Source organism: Bradyrhizobium sp. SZCCHNRI3043 (genome assembly GCF_032377735.1).
Lineage (GTDB): Bacteria > Pseudomonadota > Alphaproteobacteria > Rhizobiales > Xanthobacteraceae > Bradyrhizobium.
The window spans coordinates 183,803-202,356 of record NZ_JAUHID010000002.1; the positions used below are offsets into that span (position 1 = coordinate 183,803).

Sequence of the window (18,554 nt, forward strand, 5' to 3'; positions counted from 1 at the left end):
GTTGTCGGAGTGAATGGGGGACGTCACTGCGAGGAGCACTTGCGACGAAGCAATCCAGGGCTGCTCACGTCGCTCTGGATTGCGTCGCTTCGCTCGCAATGACGGTGGAGAGAGTTGAGCCTCATGCCAGTTGCTCGCTCGTACCGAGCCGAGGGCGAAAATGAGTTGTCGACGTAAGGGGCGGATGCTGTTCAGGCTCCCTCCCCCCTTGTGGGGGAGGGTTGGGGAGGGGGGTAACCCCGCGTTCGGTGCTCGTGGCTCACCCCCCTCCCTAGCCCTCCCCCACAAGGGGGGAGGGAACGAGCTCGCGTGGGGCGAGGTCGGGGCCCAATCGCTCTCAGACGCATTCGCAATAGCGGCGCGCATCAGGCCGGCTCCTTCGTCGCATCGAGCCAGGCGCGGACGCGGGCGTCGGGGTCTACGTTCTGCGTGACGTCGCTGACGACCGCGATGGAATCGGCGCCGGCGGCAAAGATCTCCGCGGCCTGCTCCAGCTTGATGCCGCCGATCGCGACCAGCGGAATATTGCCGACGCGCTTCTTCCAGTCGCTGATCTTCGCGACGCCCTGCGGCGCGAAGCGCATCGCCTTCAACGTGGTCGGGAAGATCGGACCGAGTGCGACGTAGTCGGGCTTGGCGGCGAGCGCGGTCTCCAGCTCGGCATCGTCATGCGTCGAGAGGCCGAGCGTCAGGCCGGCCTCCTTGATCGCGGCGACGTCGGCGTCGGCGAGATCCTCCTGGCCGAGATGGACGTGCGCGGCGCCGGCGACGATCGCGGCGCGCCAGTAGTCGTTGACGATCAGCCTGGTCGCGGTGCCCTTGGTGATGGCGAGCGCGTCGGTGACGATCTGCAGCGCCTCGCCGTCATTAAGGTCTTTCGCGCGCAACTGCACCGTGCCGACGCCGAGCTTGGTGAGACGCTCGACCCAGGCGAGGCTGTCGACGACGGGATAGAAGCGGTCAGGATACGGCATGCCAGAACGGTGTCCCAACGACAGGGGTGGAGGGCGAGGCGAAATCACGGGCGTCCATCAGCCCGGCCTCAAAGGCGGTGCGGCCGGCCTCGCAGCCGAGCCGGAAGGCGCGCGCCATCGCGACCGGGTCGGCGGCTTTTGCCACCGCGGTGTTGAGCAGCACGGCGTCGTAGCCGAGCTCGAGCGCCTCCGCCGCGTGCGAGGGCGCGCCGAGGCCGGCGTCGACGACGAGGGTGATGTCGGGCAGGCGGTCGCGTAGGAGCTTGAGCGCATCGCGATTGGTGATGCCCTTGGCCGAGCCGATCGGCGCCGCCCAGGGCATCACGACCTTGCAGCCGGCATCGACCAGGCGCATCGCGACCGTGAGATCCTCGGTGCAATAGGGGAAGACCTCGAAACCGTCCTTGATCAGGATGGTCGCGGCTTCGACGAGCCCGACCACGTCGGGCTGCAAAGTGTCGTTGTCGCCGATCACCTCGAGCTTGATCCAGGACGTGCCGAATAATTCGCGCGCGAGCTTGGCGGTCGTCACCGCCTCGCGCACGCTGCGGCAGCCGGCGGTGTTCGGCAGCACCGTGACATTCAGCTCGTTGATCAGCTTCCAGAACGCGTCGCCGGTCTTGCCGCCGGCCGCCTCGCGCCGCAGCGACACGGTGACGATCTGCGCGCCCGAGGCGCGGATCGCGTCCTGCATGATCGCGGGCGAGGGGTAGAGCGCGGTGCCGATCAGCAGGCGGGAGGTGAAGGTCTTGTCGTAGAAGGTGGGCATCAATGGTCTCCGTCATGTCGGACGGTGGTCGCCGCAATGAAGCCTGTCATCCCCGCGAAAGCGGGGATCCAGTATTCCAGAGGCGGCTCGGACACGCAGATAGGCCGCGGCGTACTGGATCGCCCGGTCGTTTTCGCCGAGACGCGCTTCGCGCTTTCGCCGGGCGATGACAGGTGTGCGTGGGGCGCGACCTCCCTCCCCACGTCGTCCCGGCGAACGCCGGGACCCATACCGCGTGATCTGGCGTGGGACCTCGGTGGGAGAGATCGAGCGTCAACACAAAAGCCGGTGGCTATGGGTCCCGGCGTTCGCCGGGACGACAGCGGAGTGCGTGGCGCAAGCGAGCGCTCCATGAACGTCACCCTCCCTGCCGGGGTGTGATGATCTCGATCTCGTCGCCGGTCTTGAGCTGCGTCTCCGCCCAGCGGCTCCTCGGCACGACGTCGTAGTTCAGCGCGATCGCGAAATGGGTGCCCTCGTAGTCGAGCTCGGAGAGCAGCGCGGCGACGGAGCTCGCGGCGATGTCGCGGGCCTCGCCATTGACGGTCACGCGCATCGCATCACCTCGTTGTCGATCTGGCCGTGCGAGATGTAGTTCAGCGTCGCCTGCGCCAGCGCGGGCGCGATCAGGAAGCCGTGGCGATAGAGGCCGTTGACGCGGATCTCGCGCTCGCCCTTGATGGTGATGCGCGGCAGATTGTCGGGATAGGCCGGCCTGAGCCCTGAGCCGAATTCGAGGATGCGGGCCTCGCCGAATGCGGGATGCACGGAGTAGGCGGCACCGAGCAATTCCAGCGCCGAGCGCAAGCTGACGCCGGTGTCCTCGGCCTCGAGCGAGGTCGCCCCCAGCATGAACAAATTGTCCTCGCGCGGGATCAGATAGAGCGGGAAGCGCGGATGCATCAGCCGCACGGGCCGCGCGAGCTGCACCTCGGCGGTCTCGATCAGGATCATCTCGCCCTTGACGCCGCGCAGCTCGCGCTCGGCGTCGCGCGCCTCCAGCCCGCGGCAGTCGATCACGAGGCCGTCGAGATCATCAGCCGTGACGTCGCTGTTGAACAGCACCCGGCCGCCGGCCTCGACGATGCGCTGATGCAGCTTCGGTAGCACGCGGCGTGGCTCGACATGGCCCTCGGTCGGATAGAACAGGCCCTCGCGGAAGCGCCCCTCCAGCGACGGCTCCAACGCCGCAAGCTGCTGCGCGTCCAGCCGCTGATAGCCTGAGGTGCGGCGGGCGAAGCGGTCGTAGTCGGCGCGGTCGCGGGCATGCGCGATCACCAGCGAACCGTTGAACGGCGTGTCCGGCAGCTCGCGCCGCCAGATGTCGAGCGAGGCGAGCCCGAGCCGGCTGATGATCGGCTCGGCGACCTCGCTCTCGCAATAGGGCGCGAGCATGCCGCCTGCCCAATGGCTGGTGGAGAGCATCAGATCGGCGTCGCTGCGCTCGTGCAAGGTGACGTGATGGCCGGCCCGCGCGAACAGCAGGGCTTGCCAGGCACCCGCGATGCCTGCACCGATGATGGAAACGGGGACATCCCCGCGCGTGGTTGTCTGCTGCATCCCTGTCCCTTCGCCGGCATGACCCGGATCAGGTTCAAAGGGTCACCGCACATCGCTGCGGTATCTCAGCTCCCCTCGGAGCTCCCCTCGGAACGCGCTTAAAATAGACCGATATCCCCCCGTGTCAACGGAGTGTCACGGAAAGACAATGCCGACGGCCCTTGGAACCAATGGCGATCAGTGCGCCCGCGCGTGGCGGCCGGTTGCAATCTTCGGGGTGATGTCGAGCGGGGCGCTCGTCCGCTCGGAGCGGCCGGCGGGCCGCGCGTCAGCCAGGCGCTGCCGCTTGGCCTCCTCGTAATAGCCCCTGGCGAAGTAGAGCACGGCGCGGTCGTGGTCGCCGCGGGCGGCACGGTAGGCGCCGGCGAGATAGCGCACGCCATAGGTGAGGTTGGTGTTCGGATCGTGCAGGCCCTGCGCGTCGCCGGTGTAGCCGAGGCCGCGCGCGGTGCCGAGCTTGATCTGCATCAGGCCGATGCAGCCGCAGCGGCCGACCAGGTCCTTCTGGTATTTGCTCTCGCGCACGATGACGCGGTGGATCAGCGATTCCGGAATGTTGTTGGCGGCGGCGTGCACCGCTACCAGCGCGTCGATATGCGGATGGCCGGTGTCGATGTGGCGCGGCTTGGCCTCGGCCGCCTTGCGCTCGGCCTCGCGGGGCTCGGCCGCAGCGGCATCGGTGTCGGCTGGCGCTGAGGCATTGGCGTCCATCGGCGGCGAGGTGTCGGCGCTGCTGACGGCCTCGATCGCCTCGACCTCGCGCGCGGCCTTGGTCACCGCGCTGCGTACGGCCAGCTCCCTGGTGCCGTCAGAGCGGACATGGGCGAGCTTGACCTTGCCGGCCTTCGGTTTGGCTGCACTGTCCGATGCGGTGCTCGCATCATCGGCAGCCATGGCGAACGGCACGGGACCAGCCATCGCGAAGCCTGCAATGCAGGCCGTCAGCACGAGACGTCTCATGTGTCAGGATCCCCCGGGAACCACACGCATGCCGAGTAGCCCCCCAGCACGCGCTTTACACTTTGCACACCGTAATTGGCGCAAACGCCGGGCGATAATGTGGCAGGAATGGGGCGAAGACGCCGGGTCGAGTCCGGATGCGCCGGCGGTTTACCGCGAATTATACCGTGCATGCTTGGCTGGCGGAGCAATTCCGCCAACGGGGCCCTGCCGCGATGACGCTGTCCGTCACCCACACCGAAGCCACCGCCGGGCGCGCGCAGGCGCTGCTGCCACTATGGGTCGGCGCCGGCGTCTATGCGCTGCTGCTGATCTCCGGCAACCGGCTGCTCAACGATCCCGACACGTTGTGGCAGATCACGGTGGGGCAGTGGATCATCGACCACCGCGCGGTGCCCGAGGTCGACGTCTATTCCTTCACCATGCGCGGCGCGCCGTGGATCTCCACGCAGTGGCTGGCGCAGGTCGCCTATGCCGCAGCCTACAAGGCGGCCGGCTGGACCGGACCGGTGGTGCTGGCGGCGTCGGTGATTGCGCTGTCCTTTGCGCTGTTCGCGCGTGCGCTCGGCCGGCATCTGCGCGACAGCACGACATTGGTGTTCGTGGTCGCGGCGTTCCTGCTCTGCCTGCCGCATCTATTGGCGCGGCCGCATGTGCTGGCGTTTCCCATCCTGGTCGCCTGGATCGCCGGTCTGATCGACGCCGCCGATCGCAAGGACGCGCCGCCATGGCCGCTGGCGCTGCTGATCGCGCTATGGGCCAATCTGCATGGCGGCTTCGTGTTCGGCCTGTTCTTCATCGCGCCCGCCGCACTCGACTCGCTGGTCAACGCCGATCGCTCGGTCCGCTCCAGCCTGGCGCTGCGCTGGGCGGGGTTTGCGGCGCTCGCGCTGGCGGCGAGCTGCTGCACGCCCTATGGCTGGAACGCGCTGCTGGCGTCGCAGAAGATCCTGTCGCTGGGACAGGCGCTGCCGCTGATCGTGGAATGGAAGGCGACCGATTTCCAGGGCCTCGGCCCGTTCGAGATCTGCCTGCTGATCGCGATCGGGTTCGCGCTGTTCCACGGCCTCAGGCTGCCGCCGGTGCGCATCCTGATGCTGCTCGGCCTGCTGCACATGGCGCTGGCGCAGGCGCGCGCGGCGGAGATCCTGGCGCTGGTCGGCCCGCTGGTGCTCGCCGGGCCGCTGGCCCGGCAGGCGGGCGCGCTGCCCGTGCTGCCGCAGGCGCGCGCGTCGGGAGCCGCGCTGACGGGGGCGGTGATGCTCGTGCTCGGCGCCGGCACCATCGCATCGGCCTCGATCCTGAACTACACGCCGAACATGCGCGGCACCCCGGTCGCAGCCGTGACCGAGCTGAAGAAGCTCAACCTCACGCGGGTCCTCAACGACTATGATTTCGGCGGCTATCTGATCTCAGCCGGTGTCGCGCCGTTCATCGACGGCCGCACCGAGCTCTATGGCGAAAAGTTCTTCGTCGATCACAATGCCGCCTCCGGCCTGATGGAGCCGGACAATCTGTTCCGCCTGCTCAAGGACTACGACATCGAGGCGACCCTGCTGCGCACGCAGAGTGCGGCGACCAAGCTGCTTGATCACGTCGACGGCTGGCAGAAGGTTTATGCCGACGATATCGCCACCATCCATCTGCGTAATCCAGGCGCCCGCCATGTCGCGGAACCGGCGGTCACTTCCGGAGGCAATTGAATCAAACGCATTGATCCCATCCTCGGATCCCATCCTCGTGAGGTCGGATGTCGCGCGGCATCCCGGCGCGTGCAAATCAGCCGCTGCGCGGCTATGATCCCGCCCGTCAGTTCGACAGCATGCCTGACTCATTCAAGAAGACTGAACAGAGAGGGAGCGCGTCATGGCCGTGAAGGCAGCCGACATCCAGTTTCGCAATTTCGACAACGCGCAATCCGCGATGCGCGTCCTCGACCTGCCGCGCAACAATCCCTGCGCCCAATGTGGCGAGCCGATCGCGCTGCCGGCCTGGGTCGAGAAGGATGGGCGGCGCACCGCCTATCTCTGGCACTGCCGTCTCTGCGACTATCGCTACGAGACCATCGCGTTCTATGCCGAGGCCGTCGATGAGGACGGCGCGATGGCCGCGTAGCTGATTCAGAATGCGCCGCTCTCTCGGAAATATCGAAGCTCGGAGTTTTCGTCGATCGACCGACCAGTCGTCCCGAATGAGATGGCCCTGACGCAGTCGGCGGGCAGGGCAATCTCCTATGGGCTGAGCCGTCGTGGCCCCCTGGTTCGAGACGCTCACCACGAGGGCTTGGATTTATGAGGGCTTGGATCTTGCCAAGCAGCCCTCGTCCCGAGGAGCCCGCCGCAGGCGGGCGTATCGGGCTGCCAGCCTCTTCCAGATGCGATTGACCTGCGGGAGGTGAGCATCGAACCGCGTTGCGGGATCCGTGCTCGACGCGCGCAGCTCAACGAAGACCGCCGACTCGCAGTCCTCTGCTGTGAGGGGCGGCTCTTCCGGTTGCACGGGCTCCCAGTCGAACGCTCTCCTCAAACGCGATTCCAGCTTTCGGCTCGCCGGCCCGGCGCGCTCCCGAGTGTCACAAAGCGACGTTGTCGCGCTGCACCGAGGCGGCTTGTCGCGCAAAATGACGAAATCGTAGTTCCCACGGAACGCTGGGGGGCGGTTGCAGTTCTCTCGTCATCATACACATTGAGAGGAGACACCACATGGTGATGAAAACTGTTGCGGCCGGCCTCGCCGGTTCCCTGTTGCTCGCGACCGCGGCGTTTGCTGCGGAGAGCACCACCACGACGACCAGCACCACGATCCGCGCCGATACGACCGCGGCGTCGTATCAGGGCGACTGGCGCAGCTCGAAGCTCGTTGGCGTGAAGGTCTACAACAACAACAACGAGAATGTCGGCTCGATCGACGATCTGCTGGTCGACAAGAGCGGCGCGGTCAAGGGTGTCGTGATCGGCGTCGGCGGCTTCCTCGGCATGGGCGAGCACCTCGTCGCCGTCTCGTTCGATCAGATCAAGTTCTCGGATCAGCCGGTTCAGGCAAGCACTGCGTCGAATGCCCCGGCCTCCGGCACCACGTCCTCGACCACGCCGCCGGCCACGACCACGACTGGTGCGGCCACCGGCACTTCGTCCTCGTCGATGAGCTCCACGAAGAACCGCTGGTATCCCGATCACGCGATGATCAACGCGACCAAGGACCAGCTGAAGTCGATGCCCGAGTTCAAGTACTCCCAGTAACGGCATCGCCGACGAAAATAGCTGCTCGTCTCGATCGCGGCGCGCCCGGCTTGTCCGGGCGCGTTCGCGCGTCATGCTGCGGGGCGCAAGGTGGTCTGGCCGAGCGGCAGCTCGATGCGGGCGATCAGCCCGTGCGGCCTGCGATCGTGCAGCGACAGTTCGCCGCCATGAGCCTGGACGATCGCCTTTGCGATCGACAGGCCAAGCCCGAAGCCGGTGGCCTCGTCCATGTTGCGGGCATCGTCGCCGCGCACGAACGGCTCCAGCATGTCGGGCTTGCGCGCATCGGCGATCCCGGGTCCGTCATCCTCCACATCGATCGTCAGGCGCTTCCCCGACGCAGTTAACCTGATGACCGTTTCCTTGCCGTACTTCACGGCGTTCTCGACCAGATTGGTGACCGAGCGCATCAGGTCGTCGGGCCGCACCGTCGCCATTGCGTGCGCCGGGCCGATATAGGTGACGCTGTGGCCGACGTCGGCGAACTGGTCGGCGACGAGCTGCAGGATGCTCGCGATATCGACCAGCGTCATCGGCTCGAGCTTGCGGCCGTTGCGCAGGAACGACAGCACCGAGCCCAGCATCGCATGCATCTGATCGAGATCGGCCAGCATTCGGCTGCGCTGCAGCTCGTCCTCGACGAACTCACAACGCAGCCGCATGCGGGTCAGCGGTGTCCGCAGATCGTGGCTGATGGCCGCCAGCATCTTGGTGCGGTCGTTCATCAGCGCCGTGATGCGTTGGCGCATCCGGTTGAGAGCGCGCGCCAACGATCGGATCTCCTCCGGTCCGCGCTCGGGCAATTCCGGCGCATCGCCGTCGAGGCTGAAATTCTCGGCGGCCTTCGCGAAGCCCGACAGCGGCGATGTCAGTGCGCGCGCGGCCCACAGGCCGAGCAGCGTCATGCTGATCAGCGCGAACATGATCGTCGTCAGCCAGGGCGCACCCCAGAACGGCGGCCGGTGCGGCCGGTCGACCATTCGGGCCGAGACCATGTTGCCATCGGGCAGAGCGAAGATGACGGTGCGCGTCTGGGAGCCGGGCGGCGGCATGAAGATGCGATAGCCTGGGCCAAGGCCGCGAAAGCCGCCTGGACCGTGAGGCCGTCCGTCAGGCATCTCCGGAGGGGCCGGGCGGCGCTCGTCGCCACCGCTCCCGATGCCGACGTCGGGGCCGGCCGGCTCGTGCAGGCGGCCGGGATCACCCGGCAGAGGTCCCGCGTGAGGCTTGAGCTCGAACTCAGGATAGGCACGAGCGATGTCGGAGATCAGCCGAGGTCGCTCGGCAGCAGGGGCGCGGCCAAGAATGCGGATGGCCGTCGCGAGCTGAAACGGCCCGACCTCGTTTTCGGGGTCGGGCTGCTCGGCACGATAGATCAGGAACGTCGCAGTGATGATGGCGTGGAGCGCCACGATCGAAATGGCCACCAGCGCCGTGATCTGGCCGCGGATTCCCTTGAGGTTGAGAAAGCCGAACGACATCATGACATCGCCATTCGATCCGATGGTCAATGGCTTTGCGGGCCGGTCACCACCTCGACGACGGGCGTGAACATGTAGCCGCCGGAGCGCACGGTCTTGATCATGGTGGCCTCCTGCGGGTCTGGCTCGATCTTGCGGCGGATGCGGCTGACCAGCACGTCGATCGAGCGCTCGAACGAGCCGGCGCTGCGGCCCTGCGTCAGGTCGAGCAGGCTGTCGCGCGACAGCACGCGGCCCGGCCGCTCGCAGAAGGTGCGGAGCAGATCGAACTCGGCGCTGGTCATCGCCACGCGCGCGCCTTCGGGATTGCGCAGCTCGCGCAGCCGGAAGTCGATCGTCCAGCCGAGGAAGCTCAGCGCGGTCGCGCCTTCGGTTGCGCTCGCCGTCATCGCGGCCGCCTGCCGGCGCAGCACCGCGTTGATGCGGGCGAGCAGCTCGCGCGGATTGAACGGCTTCGGCAGATAGTCGTCGGCGCCCATCTCCAGTCCGAGGATGCGATCGACGTCCTCGCCGCGCGCGGTGAGCATGATGATCGGCACTTGCGACTCCGCGCGCAGCTTGCGGCACAAGGTCAGGCCGTCCTCGCCGGGCAGCATCACGTCGAGGATCAGGAGATCGACACGGTGGTCGCCCATGATGCGGGTCATCTCGCGGCCGTCGGTCGCGGTGGTCACGTTGCAGGCATTGTTGCGCAGATATTTTGCGATCAGCGTCCGCGTCTCGCGGTCGTCCTCGACGACAAGAATGTGTGGTTGTGTCTGGGCCATACCGACAAGTGACCTAGAATCGCGGCGTTTTGCGAAGAATTTTGTTACGGAATGTTTCCTGCGACGGGCGCGCGGAAAGGGCCCGACGACATCTCTCTGCGCCGTGTTGCGGCTTTCGTGAGAGCGCGTCAAGCCCGCGCAGTGGCGGGAGCGCTACGGTCCCGTCTCGCGTCCGCGCCGCGCATGACGGCCCAGCTATGCGCTTGCGGATGATAATACCAGATCGGTCGTGAAGCGGAATGATGACGAAGCCGTCGATGCCCCGCGTCCGTCTATTTGTCGATCGCCAGACTAATGGCGCCATCCATTTGGCTTCCCATGTCCTGCTCCTGAAGTGGCCTCGGCCGTCGAGGATCACGAATTGCCGCCGGTTTCGGCAAGGCGTCGTCGTCCAGGCGTAGCAACGGGCCGTTACAGTCCTGGCAATGTATTGACTCGAACCGACATCGTGCCCTCCGCCGAGGCGATCACGCGCAGCACGGTGGCGTCGAAGGCGATGTCGGTCAAAGCGAGATTGTTGATGTCGGTATCGACGCGGATGCCGTTCTCGTTCTTCTGCAGCTCGGCGACCGCCGTGGCGATCTTGTCGCGGACGTTGTCGGCGAAAGGCTTGAGATCGACCACCGAACGTTCCAGCAGCGCGCGTTGCAGATGCGGCACCACGGCGCGAGCGGCGGCGCCGAGCAGGCCGAATGCCGCGTCGGATTCGACGGCGAGCTGCAGGTCGGACAGCCGCAGAATCTGCTGCGCCTGATCCACCATGGGGCGTCCCCAGATGTGCACGGTCGCATCGGCGCCGAAGCCGAAGAGGCTCTCTTTCTCCTTGCCCTTGACCTGCAGCGAGATCAGCAGCCGGTCGCCCGAGGGCACGACGGTCGCATGCTTGACGGTGACCGCGACTGGGCCGGAGCCGTCCTCGGGGAACGTCCGCCCCGCAAGTTGCGAATCGACGAGCTTGCTGAGCTCGGTGAAGGGGACGTCGATCGGAACCGCGACATTGATAGTTCCGGCGGTGGGCGGAATGATCGTAATCTTATCGGGGAACGGACACTCCGGCTTGGTCTCGGCCGCCGTGACCCGGGTCTCCGCTTCGATTCCCATGGTGACGCTGACTGCGTTGGCATCGATCGCGGGCTGCGCGGCCAACGCGCGCGTCGGCTTGATCTCGAGCCAGACGGCGGGCAATCCGGGCGCGGTGCCCTGCAGCGGCACCGAGCGACAGGCGCGGGCCCATTGCGCCTGCGCCACGCGTCGGATGGTCGGGTCCTTGCGCAGCCTGTCGCTGAGCGCGCTGAGTTGCTCATTGACGGTCTTGTCGATGATCGGCTTCATCTGCGCCGGCACGTTGACGCGGGCACCCGCCACGGTCAGCGCGGTGTCGCCGAGATTGACCTGGGCGGCGAAATTCGGCTCGACATACCATGAGGCGGCGAGCCGCGGCCGCATCGCGATCAGGACGTTGCCCTTGATGTCGGCGGTGGCGTTCAGATTCTTGATGTTGATGCCGCCGATCTGCTTGGCGGCATCCGAGCCGAGCAGGCCGCCGATGGCATCGCCGAGCGCGCCGGTCGCCTTGGCGGACAGCGATCCGGTGACGTTCAGCCGGCCCGAGAGCGGCGTCGCCAGGGACAATGTGTCCTGGGTGCCGGTGGCGGCGATGACGCCGCGGGTGACCGTCCAGCCGATGTCGGCGTTCTGCAGGATCTGGTTGACGGGGTTGTCGGCCTTGCCGGAGAAGTTGCGCGGCGCGGCCTTTTCGGCGGCGTCACGAATCGCGCCGAGCGAGATCGACACAGGCGTCATGATGATCGAGTTGCGCGTGGCCGGCGGCAGCGGCGGCAGTTGGGTCAGTTGCGGCGCCGGCGTGCTGCCCGAGAACAGAAACACCTCCGCGATGATGATGCCGATCAGCACGACGGCGGCAAGGCCGGCGGCGCCGATCAGGATCATCCGCAGCCGGGGCGGCGAGCGCCGCCGTGGCTGCTGCGGTCTCGGAGCGAGCGGATGAGGTCTGCTTTGCCAATCCGGTCGCGGCGTCGGAAGATTCATGTCGGATCCACGGACTCCAGTTGCCACGGGCCGGCTCGTGCCGGAAGCGGCGAGATCGCGGTTAATGCAAGATTGCCGAGCTTACAGGGCCGGACGGAGGCGCGCCAGGGCAGCCGATGAAGCAGGCCACCATCAATCGGCCGTGATGGTGAATGGCGAAATGTGCGCAAAGAAATGACCGCCGCGGCTTTCGGGCCTCGGCGGTCCAGTCAGGGAGGATCCGGGAGAAGGAACGAGCAGTGCGGCCCGCGCAGGTCAGCGGGTCATGCGGCCGAGATCGGCGCGGCGCTCCATCGGCAGCACGATCACCTTGGCGCCGACGCCGACGCGGGAATAGAGGTCGATCACGTCCTGATTGGTCAGGCGGATGCAGCCCGACGACACATGCGTGCCGATCGTCTCGGGCGCGTTGGTGCCGTGAATGCGGTAGACGGTGCCGCCGAGATACATCGCGCGGGCGCCGAGCGGATTGCCGGGACCGCCGGCCATGTGACGCGGCAGATAGGGCTGGCGCGCGATCATCTCCGGCGGCGGCGTCCAGTCCGGCCATTCGGCCTTCCTGGTCACCGACTGCACGCCCGACCAGGTGAATCCGTCACGGCCGACGCCGATGCCGTAGCGCATCGCCTGGCCGTTGCCGAGAACGTAGTACAAATACTTGTTTGGTGTGTCGATGATGATCGTGCCGGGCGCTTCGCGGGCCGCGTAGCTCACGACCTGGCGGCGCAGGCGCGGGGGCAACTCATAGGCGGTCGCCTCGTCCTCGCGCGGCGTGATCAGTTGCGGCGTCGTTGCCGGCGGCTCGTAGGTCGCCACTGGCGGCTGCAGCAGGAAAGGGAAGGGGAGCGGGGCCGGGGGCGCGGCCAGCGTCGGCGTTGTGGCAACGATCGTGCCGACGATCAGCGCACCGAACAGGATGCGGGATGGCGAACGGACTGTGCCTGGCGTGAACATGGACGTCCCCTTGTTTGATCGCTTGGTGCGCGCTGCCATTATCTCGGCCGGCGTCGTCAAAATCGGCTGCCTGTCATCATTCTTTGTGGCGCTTCGACCCACGCCTGATGCTGCAACTCATAGGGGAGAAAAGTTTCGTTGCGTTTGCGCGCTGCACGCAAAACGGTTTCGTCGGCTTAACCGTTTGTTTCATGACGGTTTCACGACAGCGCCTGTACGACGCCGCCACGGATCGCGGGAAAAATAGCGGCGGGCGGGCAAAAAGACCCTTCGACAGTTCGATGACGTCACACGCCTGAAATAACAATGTCGGAATTTGCGGCCGTTCAGAATCGCTGCAACTTTCCGGATCGCCTTATGCGGATCTTAATCGCAACCGACGCCTGGCACCCGCAGGTCAATGGCGTGGTGCGCACGCTCACCTCGCTGGCGCGCGCGGCCGCCGGCCTCGGCGCCGACATCACCTTCCTCACGCCGGAAGGCTTTCCATCGTTCGGCGTGCCGACCTATCCGGGCCTGCGGCTCGCCGTGACCAACGGCCGCGAGATCGCCCGGCGCATCGAGGCCGCCGCGCCGGATGCGATTCATATCGCCACCGAAGGCACGATCGGCTGGGCGGTGCGCCGCTACTGTCTGCGCCACGGCCTGCCGTTCACGACGTCCTACACGACGCGCTTTCCGGAATATGTCTCGGTGCGCACCGGCATCCCCGATGCCGTCGGCTACTGGGTGATGCGCCGCTTCCATGATGCGGCTGCGATGACCATGGTGGCGACCAATTCGCTGAAGCAGGATCTCGCTTCGCGCGGCTTCAAGAAGCTGGGCTTCTGGACGCGGGGTGTCGATACGAGACTGTTCAATCCGGATGAGCCTGTCACGCTCGATCTGCCGCGTCCGGTGTTCATGACGGTCGGCCGCGTTGCGGTCGAGAAGAACCTCGAGGCGTTCCTGTCGCTCGATCTGCCCGGCTCGAAGGTCGTGATCGGCAACGGCCCGCAGAAGGCGGAGCTGGAGCGCCGGTTTCCGACGGCGCATTTCCTCGGCGAGAAGACCGGCAAGGATCTGACCGCGCACATGGCCGCCGCCGACGTCTTCGTGTTTCCGAGCCTGACCGATACGTTCGGCGTGGTGCAACTGGAGTCGCTGGCCTGCGGCACGCCGGTCGCGGCCTTCCCAGTGACCGGTCCGCTCGACGTCATCGCCGATCATCCGATCGGAGCGATCGACTGGGATCTGCGCGCAGCATGTTTGAAGGCGCTGACGATGTCGCGGGAGACCTGCCGCGCATTTGCGCTCGACCGCTCCTGGGAGAACAGCGCGCGCCAGTTCATCGGCAATCTCGCCGTGCTGCAGCCGTCCCGCGTCGTGCGTCCGACCCCGGTGCTGGCCGGTCAGAGCGCCGTGCGCGGCTGACGGCAGATGTTGCGTCACTCCATCAATTCCAAACCAAGTGAGATGTAACGATGGCAGAAACCATGAAGCTCGACGGCGCGCGGGAGCTCGACTTCGATCGCGAGCAGGTCGAGCAGGCCTATGACCGCTGGGCACCGATCTACGACCTCGTGTTCGGCGGCGTGTTCGAGAAGGGCCGCAAGGCCGCGATATCAGCCACCAACAAGCTCGGCGGCCGCGTGCTCGAGGTCGGCGTCGGCACCGGCATCTCGCTGCCGCTCTATGCGCCGCATGTGCGCGTGTTCGGCACCGACATCTCCGAGGCGATGCTCGGCAAGGCGATGCGCCGCGTCGCCGACCAGCGGCTCAAAAACGTCGAGGGCCTCGCGGTGATGGACGCCGAGCAGCTCGACTTCCCCGACGACTCCTTCGACGTCGTGATGGCGCAATATGTCGTCACCGCCGTACCGAACCCGGAGGTCGCGCTCGACGAATTCGCGCGCGTGCTGCGCCCGGGCGGCGAGCTGATCATCCTGACCCGCGTCAGCGCCGACGACGGCCTGCGCCGCGTCATCGAGCAGGCGTTGCAGCCGGTGGTCCGCCGTCTCGGCTTCCGCACCGCCGAGTTCGGCTGGTCGCGCTATCTCCGCTGGCTCGCCGGCGCCGAGCGCATGGAGCTGGTCGAACGCCGCCTGATCCCGCCGCTCGGCCATTTCTCGCTGGTCCGTTTCCGCAAGCTGGAGCGTGCCGCCGCGGCCTGAGCCGCGGCAGCCCTCTGCCGCCGCTGCGGCGTTCTCCGTAGTCCCCAACGTCTCGCTGCGTCCGATCGTGTGACATCTTGATGATGTCACACGATCTACACCGAATCCCTGTACACGACCTGCAACTCATTCTTCGGAGCAACCATGATCAAGCATTTCCTGGAGCAGCTGCGGATCCAGCGCTGGGACGACCACCGCTATTATCATCACAGCCGCATCAACCAGAGCCTCCACTTCGTCAGCGCGCTCAGCTTCATGATCGCCTACGTGATGATGGTGTTCGATCCGCTGGTCTCGGCGCTGATCGGCTGGCTGGTGTCGATGACCTCGCGCCAGGCGGGCCACTTCTTCTTCGAGCCGAAGGGCTACGACCACGTCAACCAGGCGACCCACGAACACAAGGAAGAGATCAAGGTCGGCTACAATCTGCAGCGCAAGGTCGTGCTGATGTCGATCTGGGCCGCGGCTCCCGTGGTGCTCTATCTGCAGCCGACCCTGTTCGGCCTGCTGTCGCCCTGGACCTCGGCGATGGATTTCGTGCGCGAGACCGCCAAGCTGTGGCTCGTGATCGGCATCGGCGGGCTGCTGTTCCGCACCGTGCACCTGTTCTTCATCCGTGACGTCGAAACCGGCCTCGTCTGGATGACCAAGATCATCACCGACCCGTTCAACGATTTCGTGCAGTATCGCTCGGCCCCGCTGGCGCTGCTGCGCGGCGAGCTGATCGACCCCGGCCTGCACCTGATGGGCGAGAGCCTCGAAGAGCAGCACGCCTGAGCCGGACGCTGCGTTTGAGTTGCGCGATGCCCGGGCCGGTCCCGGGCATCGGTGTTTGTGGGAAGGCCAAAGTGAGATCGATCGCGCCCGAAGCCGAAGCGGCGGTGCCACCCTCCCCTAGAGGGGGAGGGTCGACGCGCGCGCAGCGGGCGTCGGGGTGGGGTGATCTCTCCACGAGCACTGAACTGCGTCGAGAGATCACCCCACCCCGCCTCACGCGCCGCTGCGCGCCCCGTGAAGCGACCCTCCCCCTCCAGGGGAGGGTGGCAGCGAGCTCAGCGTCTGACCACGGCGCCGAGCATCTCTTTCAGGATCTGGCGCTTGATCGTCTTGTTGGTGAGGGTGCCGTCGTTCCACCACCAGCCGTCCTGCTTCATCTTCTCGGCTGCCATGACGAAGCGCCTGGTCACCTCGGCGAAATCGGCATCGGTGTAGTTCAGGCTGAAGATCAAGCGGCCGGTGCCGACCCAGCTCAGCGCCAGGCCCTCGGCGCGCAGGTAGTACTGCAGCATCCAATTGTAGCGCGACGGCACGGGGTACTCGACCAGCCAGATCGACTGCAGATTGGACACGCGCACCGGCAGCTCGTGCTCGGCCAGTGCGGCGTTGAGTTGCGCGGCGCGGCCGTTCCAGGTCTCGTCGAGGCCGTCGTAGATGGCACGGAAGTTCGGGCTGTCGAGCCGGCTCAGGAACTCGTCCATCGCCGCCATCACGTAAGGATGCGAGTTGAAGGTGCCGCGGGCGAAGCAGATGTCGGCCGGGCGGTCGTCGCGGAAGCGGCGCATCAGCTCGCGCTTGCCGCAGACCACGCCGATCGGCAGGCCGCCGCCGAGGCTTTTGCCGTAGGTCACCATGTCGGCCTTGACGCCGAAATACTCCTGCGCGCCGCCCGGCGCGAGCCGGAAGCCGAGGAACACCTCGTCGAACAGCAGCACGATGCCGCGCTCGGTGCACACCTCGCGCAGCTGCTTCAGCCAGGCGGCATAGGCCTCGCGGTCATAGCGGCCCTTGCGCGAGGAATCCACCAGTGCCGAATCGCCGGGCGCATTTCCGTTCGGGTGCAGCGCCTGCAGCGGGTTGACCAGCACGCAGGCGATGTCGCGGCGCGTGCGCAGGACGTGCAGGGTGCGCTCGGACATTTCGGCCAAGGTGTAGGTCTCGTGCGGCGCGATCGGATTGCCGACGCCGGGCTGCACGTCGCCCCACCAGCCGTGGTAGGCGCCGGCGAAGCGCACCAGATGGCTGCGGCCGGTGTGGTAGCGGGCGAGCCGCACCGCCTGCATCACCGCCTCGGTGCCGGACATGTGGAACGAGACCTCGTCCATGCCGGACAGCTCGGTCAGGCGCTTCACGTTGTCGGCGACGACCGGATGATAGAGCCCGAGCACCGGGCCGAGCGCGCTCGCGCGCCGCTCGGCGGCCGCGATGCACTCCTTGTAGAAGTCGTAGCCGAAGATGTTGACGCCGTAGGAGCCGGTGAGATCGTAGAACCGGTTGCCGTCGAGATCGGTCAGGGTCACGCCGGAGGAGGCCTGCATGAACGAGCCGGCGCCGAGCTGCTCCTTGACCAGCCGGCTGTACTGGAACGGCACGCGGTAGGACTGCGTGAACTGCAGATCGGAGATGCGGCTCGCGGCTTCCGCCGTCAGCGCGCGGCTCTTGGCGAACTTCTCCTGGAACAGCGTGCCGAGCCGGAAGAAGCCATCCTGCCGCCGGGTCGCGACATCCGGCGGAGCGCCGTCGGAGCGGAAGAAGTCGTCGATGTCGAACTCATAGCGCGGGATCAGCTTCGAGATCCGGCGCGACATCTTGGAATGGCCGGCCAGCGAGCGGTGCTTGGCGCGCGACAATTCGATGCGAGCCTTGACCTTCGGGGCGACGGCGGCCGTCACGGCAGCGCCAACGGCGAGCGATACATAAGGAATCGAGTTTTCCATCATGTCCAAAAGCGCTAACCCCTCCTGCTGACAGATTCATGACAGTCAAAAGCCTGATCGCCTCCGTCACCCAACAGGAAGACCTCAACTTCCTGCTCACCAACCGCGTGCCGCGCGCCGCGCTGACCCGCTTCATGGGCTGGTTCTCCAAGATCGAGACTCCGCTCGTCCGGGACGCCTCGATCGCGCTGTGGAAGCTGTTCTCCGACCTCGATCTCTCGGAAGCCAAGGAAAGCCGCTTCAAGAGCCTGCACGCCTGCTTCACGCGCGAGCTGAAGCCCGGCCTGCGGCCGTTCGATCCCGATTCCACCATCGTCACCAGCCCGTCGGACGGCATCATCGGCGCCCACGGCCTGATCAAGGACGGCGAACTCTATCAGATCAAGGGCGCGCCTTATTCGCTGCGTGATCTGGTCGCCGATCCCGCTGTGGTCGAGACCCATCGCAACGGCTGCTTCGTCACCTTGCGCCTCACCTCGAGCATGTATCACCGCTTCCACGCGCCGGCCGACATGACGATCGAGCATGTCAGCCTGATCCATGGCGACGTCTGGAACGTCAATCCGATCGCGCTGAAGCGGGTCGAGCGGCTGTTCTGCAAGAACGAGCGCGCGGTGATCCGCACGCACCTCGCTTCCGGCGAGCCGTTCACGATCGTGCCGGTCGCCGCGATCCTGGTGGCGAGCATCCGCCTGCATGCGCTGGACCGCGTATTGAACGCGCAGACCGAGCGGCCGCTCGCCTACACCTGTAACAACAATGTGCGCAAGGGCGACGAGCTCGGCTGGTTCGAGCATGGCTCGACGATCATCCTGCTCGCGCCCGGCGACTTCACGTTCTGCCCCAATGTGACGGAAGGCGCCCGCATCCGCGCCGGACAGCCACTGTGGCGCAGGCGCGTCGCCGCCGGATGAATGTCAGGTCCACGCTTGCG

Annotated in this window: 17 protein-coding genes and 1 riboswitch; of the genes, 7 read left to right on the forward strand and 10 right to left on the reverse strand. The window is 66.5% G+C overall.

The window, feature by feature from the left end; translation table 11 throughout:
• Window positions 1-365 precede the first annotated feature (365 nt).
• The 5 genes from QX124_RS06615 to QX124_RS06635 all read right to left on the reverse strand — a co-directional run bounded on the left by QX124_RS06615 (window position 366) and on the right by QX124_RS06635 (window position 4,263).
• Window positions 366-974: a thiamine phosphate synthase gene (locus QX124_RS06615; RefSeq protein ID WP_315796707.1), complete on the reverse strand. Its 609-nt coding sequence runs from the start codon at window positions 972-974 to the stop codon at window positions 366-368.
• Window positions 961-1,743, reverse strand: coding sequence for a thiazole synthase (locus QX124_RS06620; protein ID WP_315796708.1), 783 nt, complete (start codon window positions 1,741-1,743; stop codon window positions 961-963). Before QX124_RS06620 ends, QX124_RS06615 begins: the two co-directional genes overlap by 14 nt.
• A 358-nt stretch (window positions 1,744-2,101) precedes the next feature.
• On the reverse strand, window positions 2,102-2,299 hold the full coding sequence (thiS, locus tag QX124_RS06625) for a sulfur carrier protein ThiS (protein WP_315738568.1): 198 nt from the start codon (window positions 2,297-2,299) through the stop codon (window positions 2,102-2,104).
• Entirely contained in the window at window positions 2,290-3,303 is a 1,014-nt protein-coding gene (locus QX124_RS06630) for an FAD-dependent oxidoreductase (RefSeq protein WP_315796709.1), read from the reverse strand. The genes thiS and QX124_RS06630 overlap by 10 nt, the downstream gene beginning before the upstream one ends.
• Window positions 3,291-3,401: riboswitch (TPP riboswitch) on the reverse strand. (Overlaps the previous gene by 13 nt.)
• 79 nt (window positions 3,402-3,480) lie before the next feature.
• The gene (locus tag QX124_RS06635; RefSeq protein WP_315738566.1) at window positions 3,481-4,263 is read right to left on the reverse strand and encodes a lytic transglycosylase domain-containing protein; all 783 of its coding nucleotides are present in this window, start codon (window positions 4,261-4,263) and stop codon (window positions 3,481-3,483) included.
• A gap of 215 nt (window positions 4,264-4,478) precedes the next feature.
• On the opposite strand from QX124_RS06635, the gene QX124_RS06640 reads away from it, so the two are divergent.
• The 3 genes from QX124_RS06640 to QX124_RS06650 all read left to right on the forward strand — a co-directional run bounded on the left by QX124_RS06640 (window position 4,479) and on the right by QX124_RS06650 (window position 7,502).
• A complete protein-coding gene (locus QX124_RS06640; RefSeq protein WP_315796710.1) occupies window positions 4,479-5,966 on the forward strand; it encodes a hypothetical protein in 1,488 nt (495 codons plus the stop codon).
• A gap of 163 nt (window positions 5,967-6,129) precedes the next feature.
• Window positions 6,130-6,378, forward strand: a complete 249-nt coding sequence (locus QX124_RS06645) for a hypothetical protein (RefSeq protein WP_315772004.1) — start codon at window positions 6,130-6,132, stop codon at window positions 6,376-6,378.
• 587 nt (window positions 6,379-6,965) lie between these two features.
• Complete coding sequence (locus QX124_RS06650) at window positions 6,966-7,502, forward strand: PRC-barrel domain-containing protein (RefSeq protein ID WP_315738564.1); 537 nt, start codon at window positions 6,966-6,968, stop codon at window positions 7,500-7,502.
• A 71-nt stretch (window positions 7,503-7,573) separates the two neighbouring features.
• On the opposite strand, the gene QX124_RS06655 is transcribed toward QX124_RS06650, so the two are convergent.
• The 4 genes from QX124_RS06655 to QX124_RS06670 form a co-directional block, all read right to left on the reverse strand.
• Window positions 7,574-8,986 carry an ATP-binding protein gene (locus QX124_RS06655; protein WP_315776250.1) on the reverse strand — a complete coding sequence of 471 codons (1,413 nt, stop codon included), beginning with the start codon at window positions 8,984-8,986 and terminating at the stop codon, window positions 7,574-7,576.
• A gap of 23 nt (window positions 8,987-9,009) precedes the next feature.
• Window positions 9,010-9,750 carry a response regulator gene (locus QX124_RS06660; protein WP_315717811.1) on the reverse strand — a complete coding sequence of 247 codons (741 nt, stop codon included), beginning with the start codon at window positions 9,748-9,750 and terminating at the stop codon, window positions 9,010-9,012.
• Window positions 9,751-10,161: 411 nt separating this feature from the next.
• On the reverse strand, window positions 10,162-11,799 hold the full coding sequence (locus QX124_RS06665; protein WP_315738563.1) for a DUF4403 family protein: 1,638 nt from the start codon (window positions 11,797-11,799) through the stop codon (window positions 10,162-10,164).
• Window positions 11,800-12,054: 255 nt separating this feature from the next.
• Window positions 12,055-12,753: a L,D-transpeptidase gene (locus QX124_RS06670; RefSeq protein WP_315738562.1), complete on the reverse strand. Its 699-nt coding sequence runs from the start codon at window positions 12,751-12,753 to the stop codon at window positions 12,055-12,057.
• A gap of 357 nt (window positions 12,754-13,110) precedes the next feature.
• Here QX124_RS06670 and QX124_RS06675 point away from each other — a divergent pair, with 357 nt between their 5' ends.
• The 3 genes from QX124_RS06675 to QX124_RS06685 all read left to right on the forward strand — a co-directional run bounded on the left by QX124_RS06675 (window position 13,111) and on the right by QX124_RS06685 (window position 15,683).
• Entirely contained in the window at window positions 13,111-14,166 is a 1,056-nt protein-coding gene (locus tag QX124_RS06675; protein WP_315796711.1) for a glycosyltransferase family 1 protein, read from the forward strand.
• Between the two features lie 50 nt (window positions 14,167-14,216).
• Entirely contained in the window at window positions 14,217-14,906 is a 690-nt protein-coding gene (locus QX124_RS06680) for a class I SAM-dependent methyltransferase (RefSeq protein WP_315738560.1), read from the forward strand.
• A gap of 144 nt (window positions 14,907-15,050) precedes the next feature.
• Complete coding sequence (locus QX124_RS06685; protein WP_315775983.1) at window positions 15,051-15,683, forward strand: hypothetical protein; 633 nt, start codon at window positions 15,051-15,053, stop codon at window positions 15,681-15,683.
• Window positions 15,684-15,958: 275 nt separating this feature from the next.
• Here the strand turns inward: QX124_RS06685 and QX124_RS06690 are convergent, their stop codons facing one another.
• On the reverse strand, window positions 15,959-17,623 hold the full coding sequence (locus QX124_RS06690; RefSeq protein WP_409997673.1) for an aminotransferase class III-fold pyridoxal phosphate-dependent enzyme: 1,665 nt from the start codon (window positions 17,621-17,623) through the stop codon (window positions 15,959-15,961).
• A 35-nt stretch (window positions 17,624-17,658) separates the two neighbouring features.
• On the opposite strand from QX124_RS06690, the gene asd reads away from it, so the two are divergent.
• Window positions 17,659-18,534: an archaetidylserine decarboxylase gene (gene asd / locus QX124_RS06695; RefSeq protein ID WP_315796713.1), complete on the forward strand. Its 876-nt coding sequence runs from the start codon at window positions 17,659-17,661 to the stop codon at window positions 18,532-18,534.
• Window positions 18,535-18,554: the final 20 nt, after the last annotated feature.

Coding starts and splice junctions, on each gene's coding strand:
- QX124_RS06615 (WP_315796707.1), bottom strand. CDS start 974: ATGCCGTATCCTGACCGCTTCTATCCCGTCGTCGACAGCCTCGCCTGG.
- QX124_RS06620 (WP_315796708.1), bottom strand. CDS start 1,743: ATGCCCACCTTCTACGACAAGACCTTCACCTCCCGCCTGCTGATCGGC.
- thiS (WP_315738568.1), bottom strand. CDS start 2,299: ATGCGCGTGACCGTCAATGGCGAGGCCCGCGACATCGCCGCGAGCTCC.
- QX124_RS06630 (WP_315796709.1), bottom strand. CDS start 3,303: ATGCAGCAGACAACCACGCGCGGGGATGTCCCCGTTTCCATCATCGGT.
- QX124_RS06635 (WP_315738566.1), bottom strand. CDS start 4,263: ATGAGACGTCTCGTGCTGACGGCCTGCATTGCAGGCTTCGCGATGGCT.
- QX124_RS06640 (WP_315796710.1), top strand. CDS start 4,479: ATGACGCTGTCCGTCACCCACACCGAAGCCACCGCCGGGCGCGCGCAG.
- QX124_RS06645 (WP_315772004.1), top strand. CDS start 6,130: ATGGCCGTGAAGGCAGCCGACATCCAGTTTCGCAATTTCGACAACGCG.
- QX124_RS06650 (WP_315738564.1), top strand. CDS start 6,966: ATGGTGATGAAAACTGTTGCGGCCGGCCTCGCCGGTTCCCTGTTGCTC.
- QX124_RS06655 (WP_315776250.1), bottom strand. CDS start 8,986: ATGATGTCGTTCGGCTTTCTCAACCTCAAGGGAATCCGCGGCCAGATC.
- QX124_RS06660 (WP_315717811.1), bottom strand. CDS start 9,750: ATGGCCCAGACACAACCACACATTCTTGTCGTCGAGGACGACCGCGAG.
- QX124_RS06665 (WP_315738563.1), bottom strand. CDS start 11,799: ATGAATCTTCCGACGCCGCGACCGGATTGGCAAAGCAGACCTCATCCG.
- QX124_RS06670 (WP_315738562.1), bottom strand. CDS start 12,753: ATGTTCACGCCAGGCACAGTCCGTTCGCCATCCCGCATCCTGTTCGGT.
- QX124_RS06675 (WP_315796711.1), top strand. CDS start 13,111: ATGCGGATCTTAATCGCAACCGACGCCTGGCACCCGCAGGTCAATGGC.
- QX124_RS06680 (WP_315738560.1), top strand. CDS start 14,217: ATGGCAGAAACCATGAAGCTCGACGGCGCGCGGGAGCTCGACTTCGAT.
- QX124_RS06685 (WP_315775983.1), top strand. CDS start 15,051: ATGATCAAGCATTTCCTGGAGCAGCTGCGGATCCAGCGCTGGGACGAC.
- QX124_RS06690 (WP_409997673.1), bottom strand. CDS start 17,623: ATGATGGAAAACTCGATTCCTTATGTATCGCTCGCCGTTGGCGCTGCC.
- asd (WP_315796713.1), top strand. CDS start 17,659: ATGACAGTCAAAAGCCTGATCGCCTCCGTCACCCAACAGGAAGACCTC.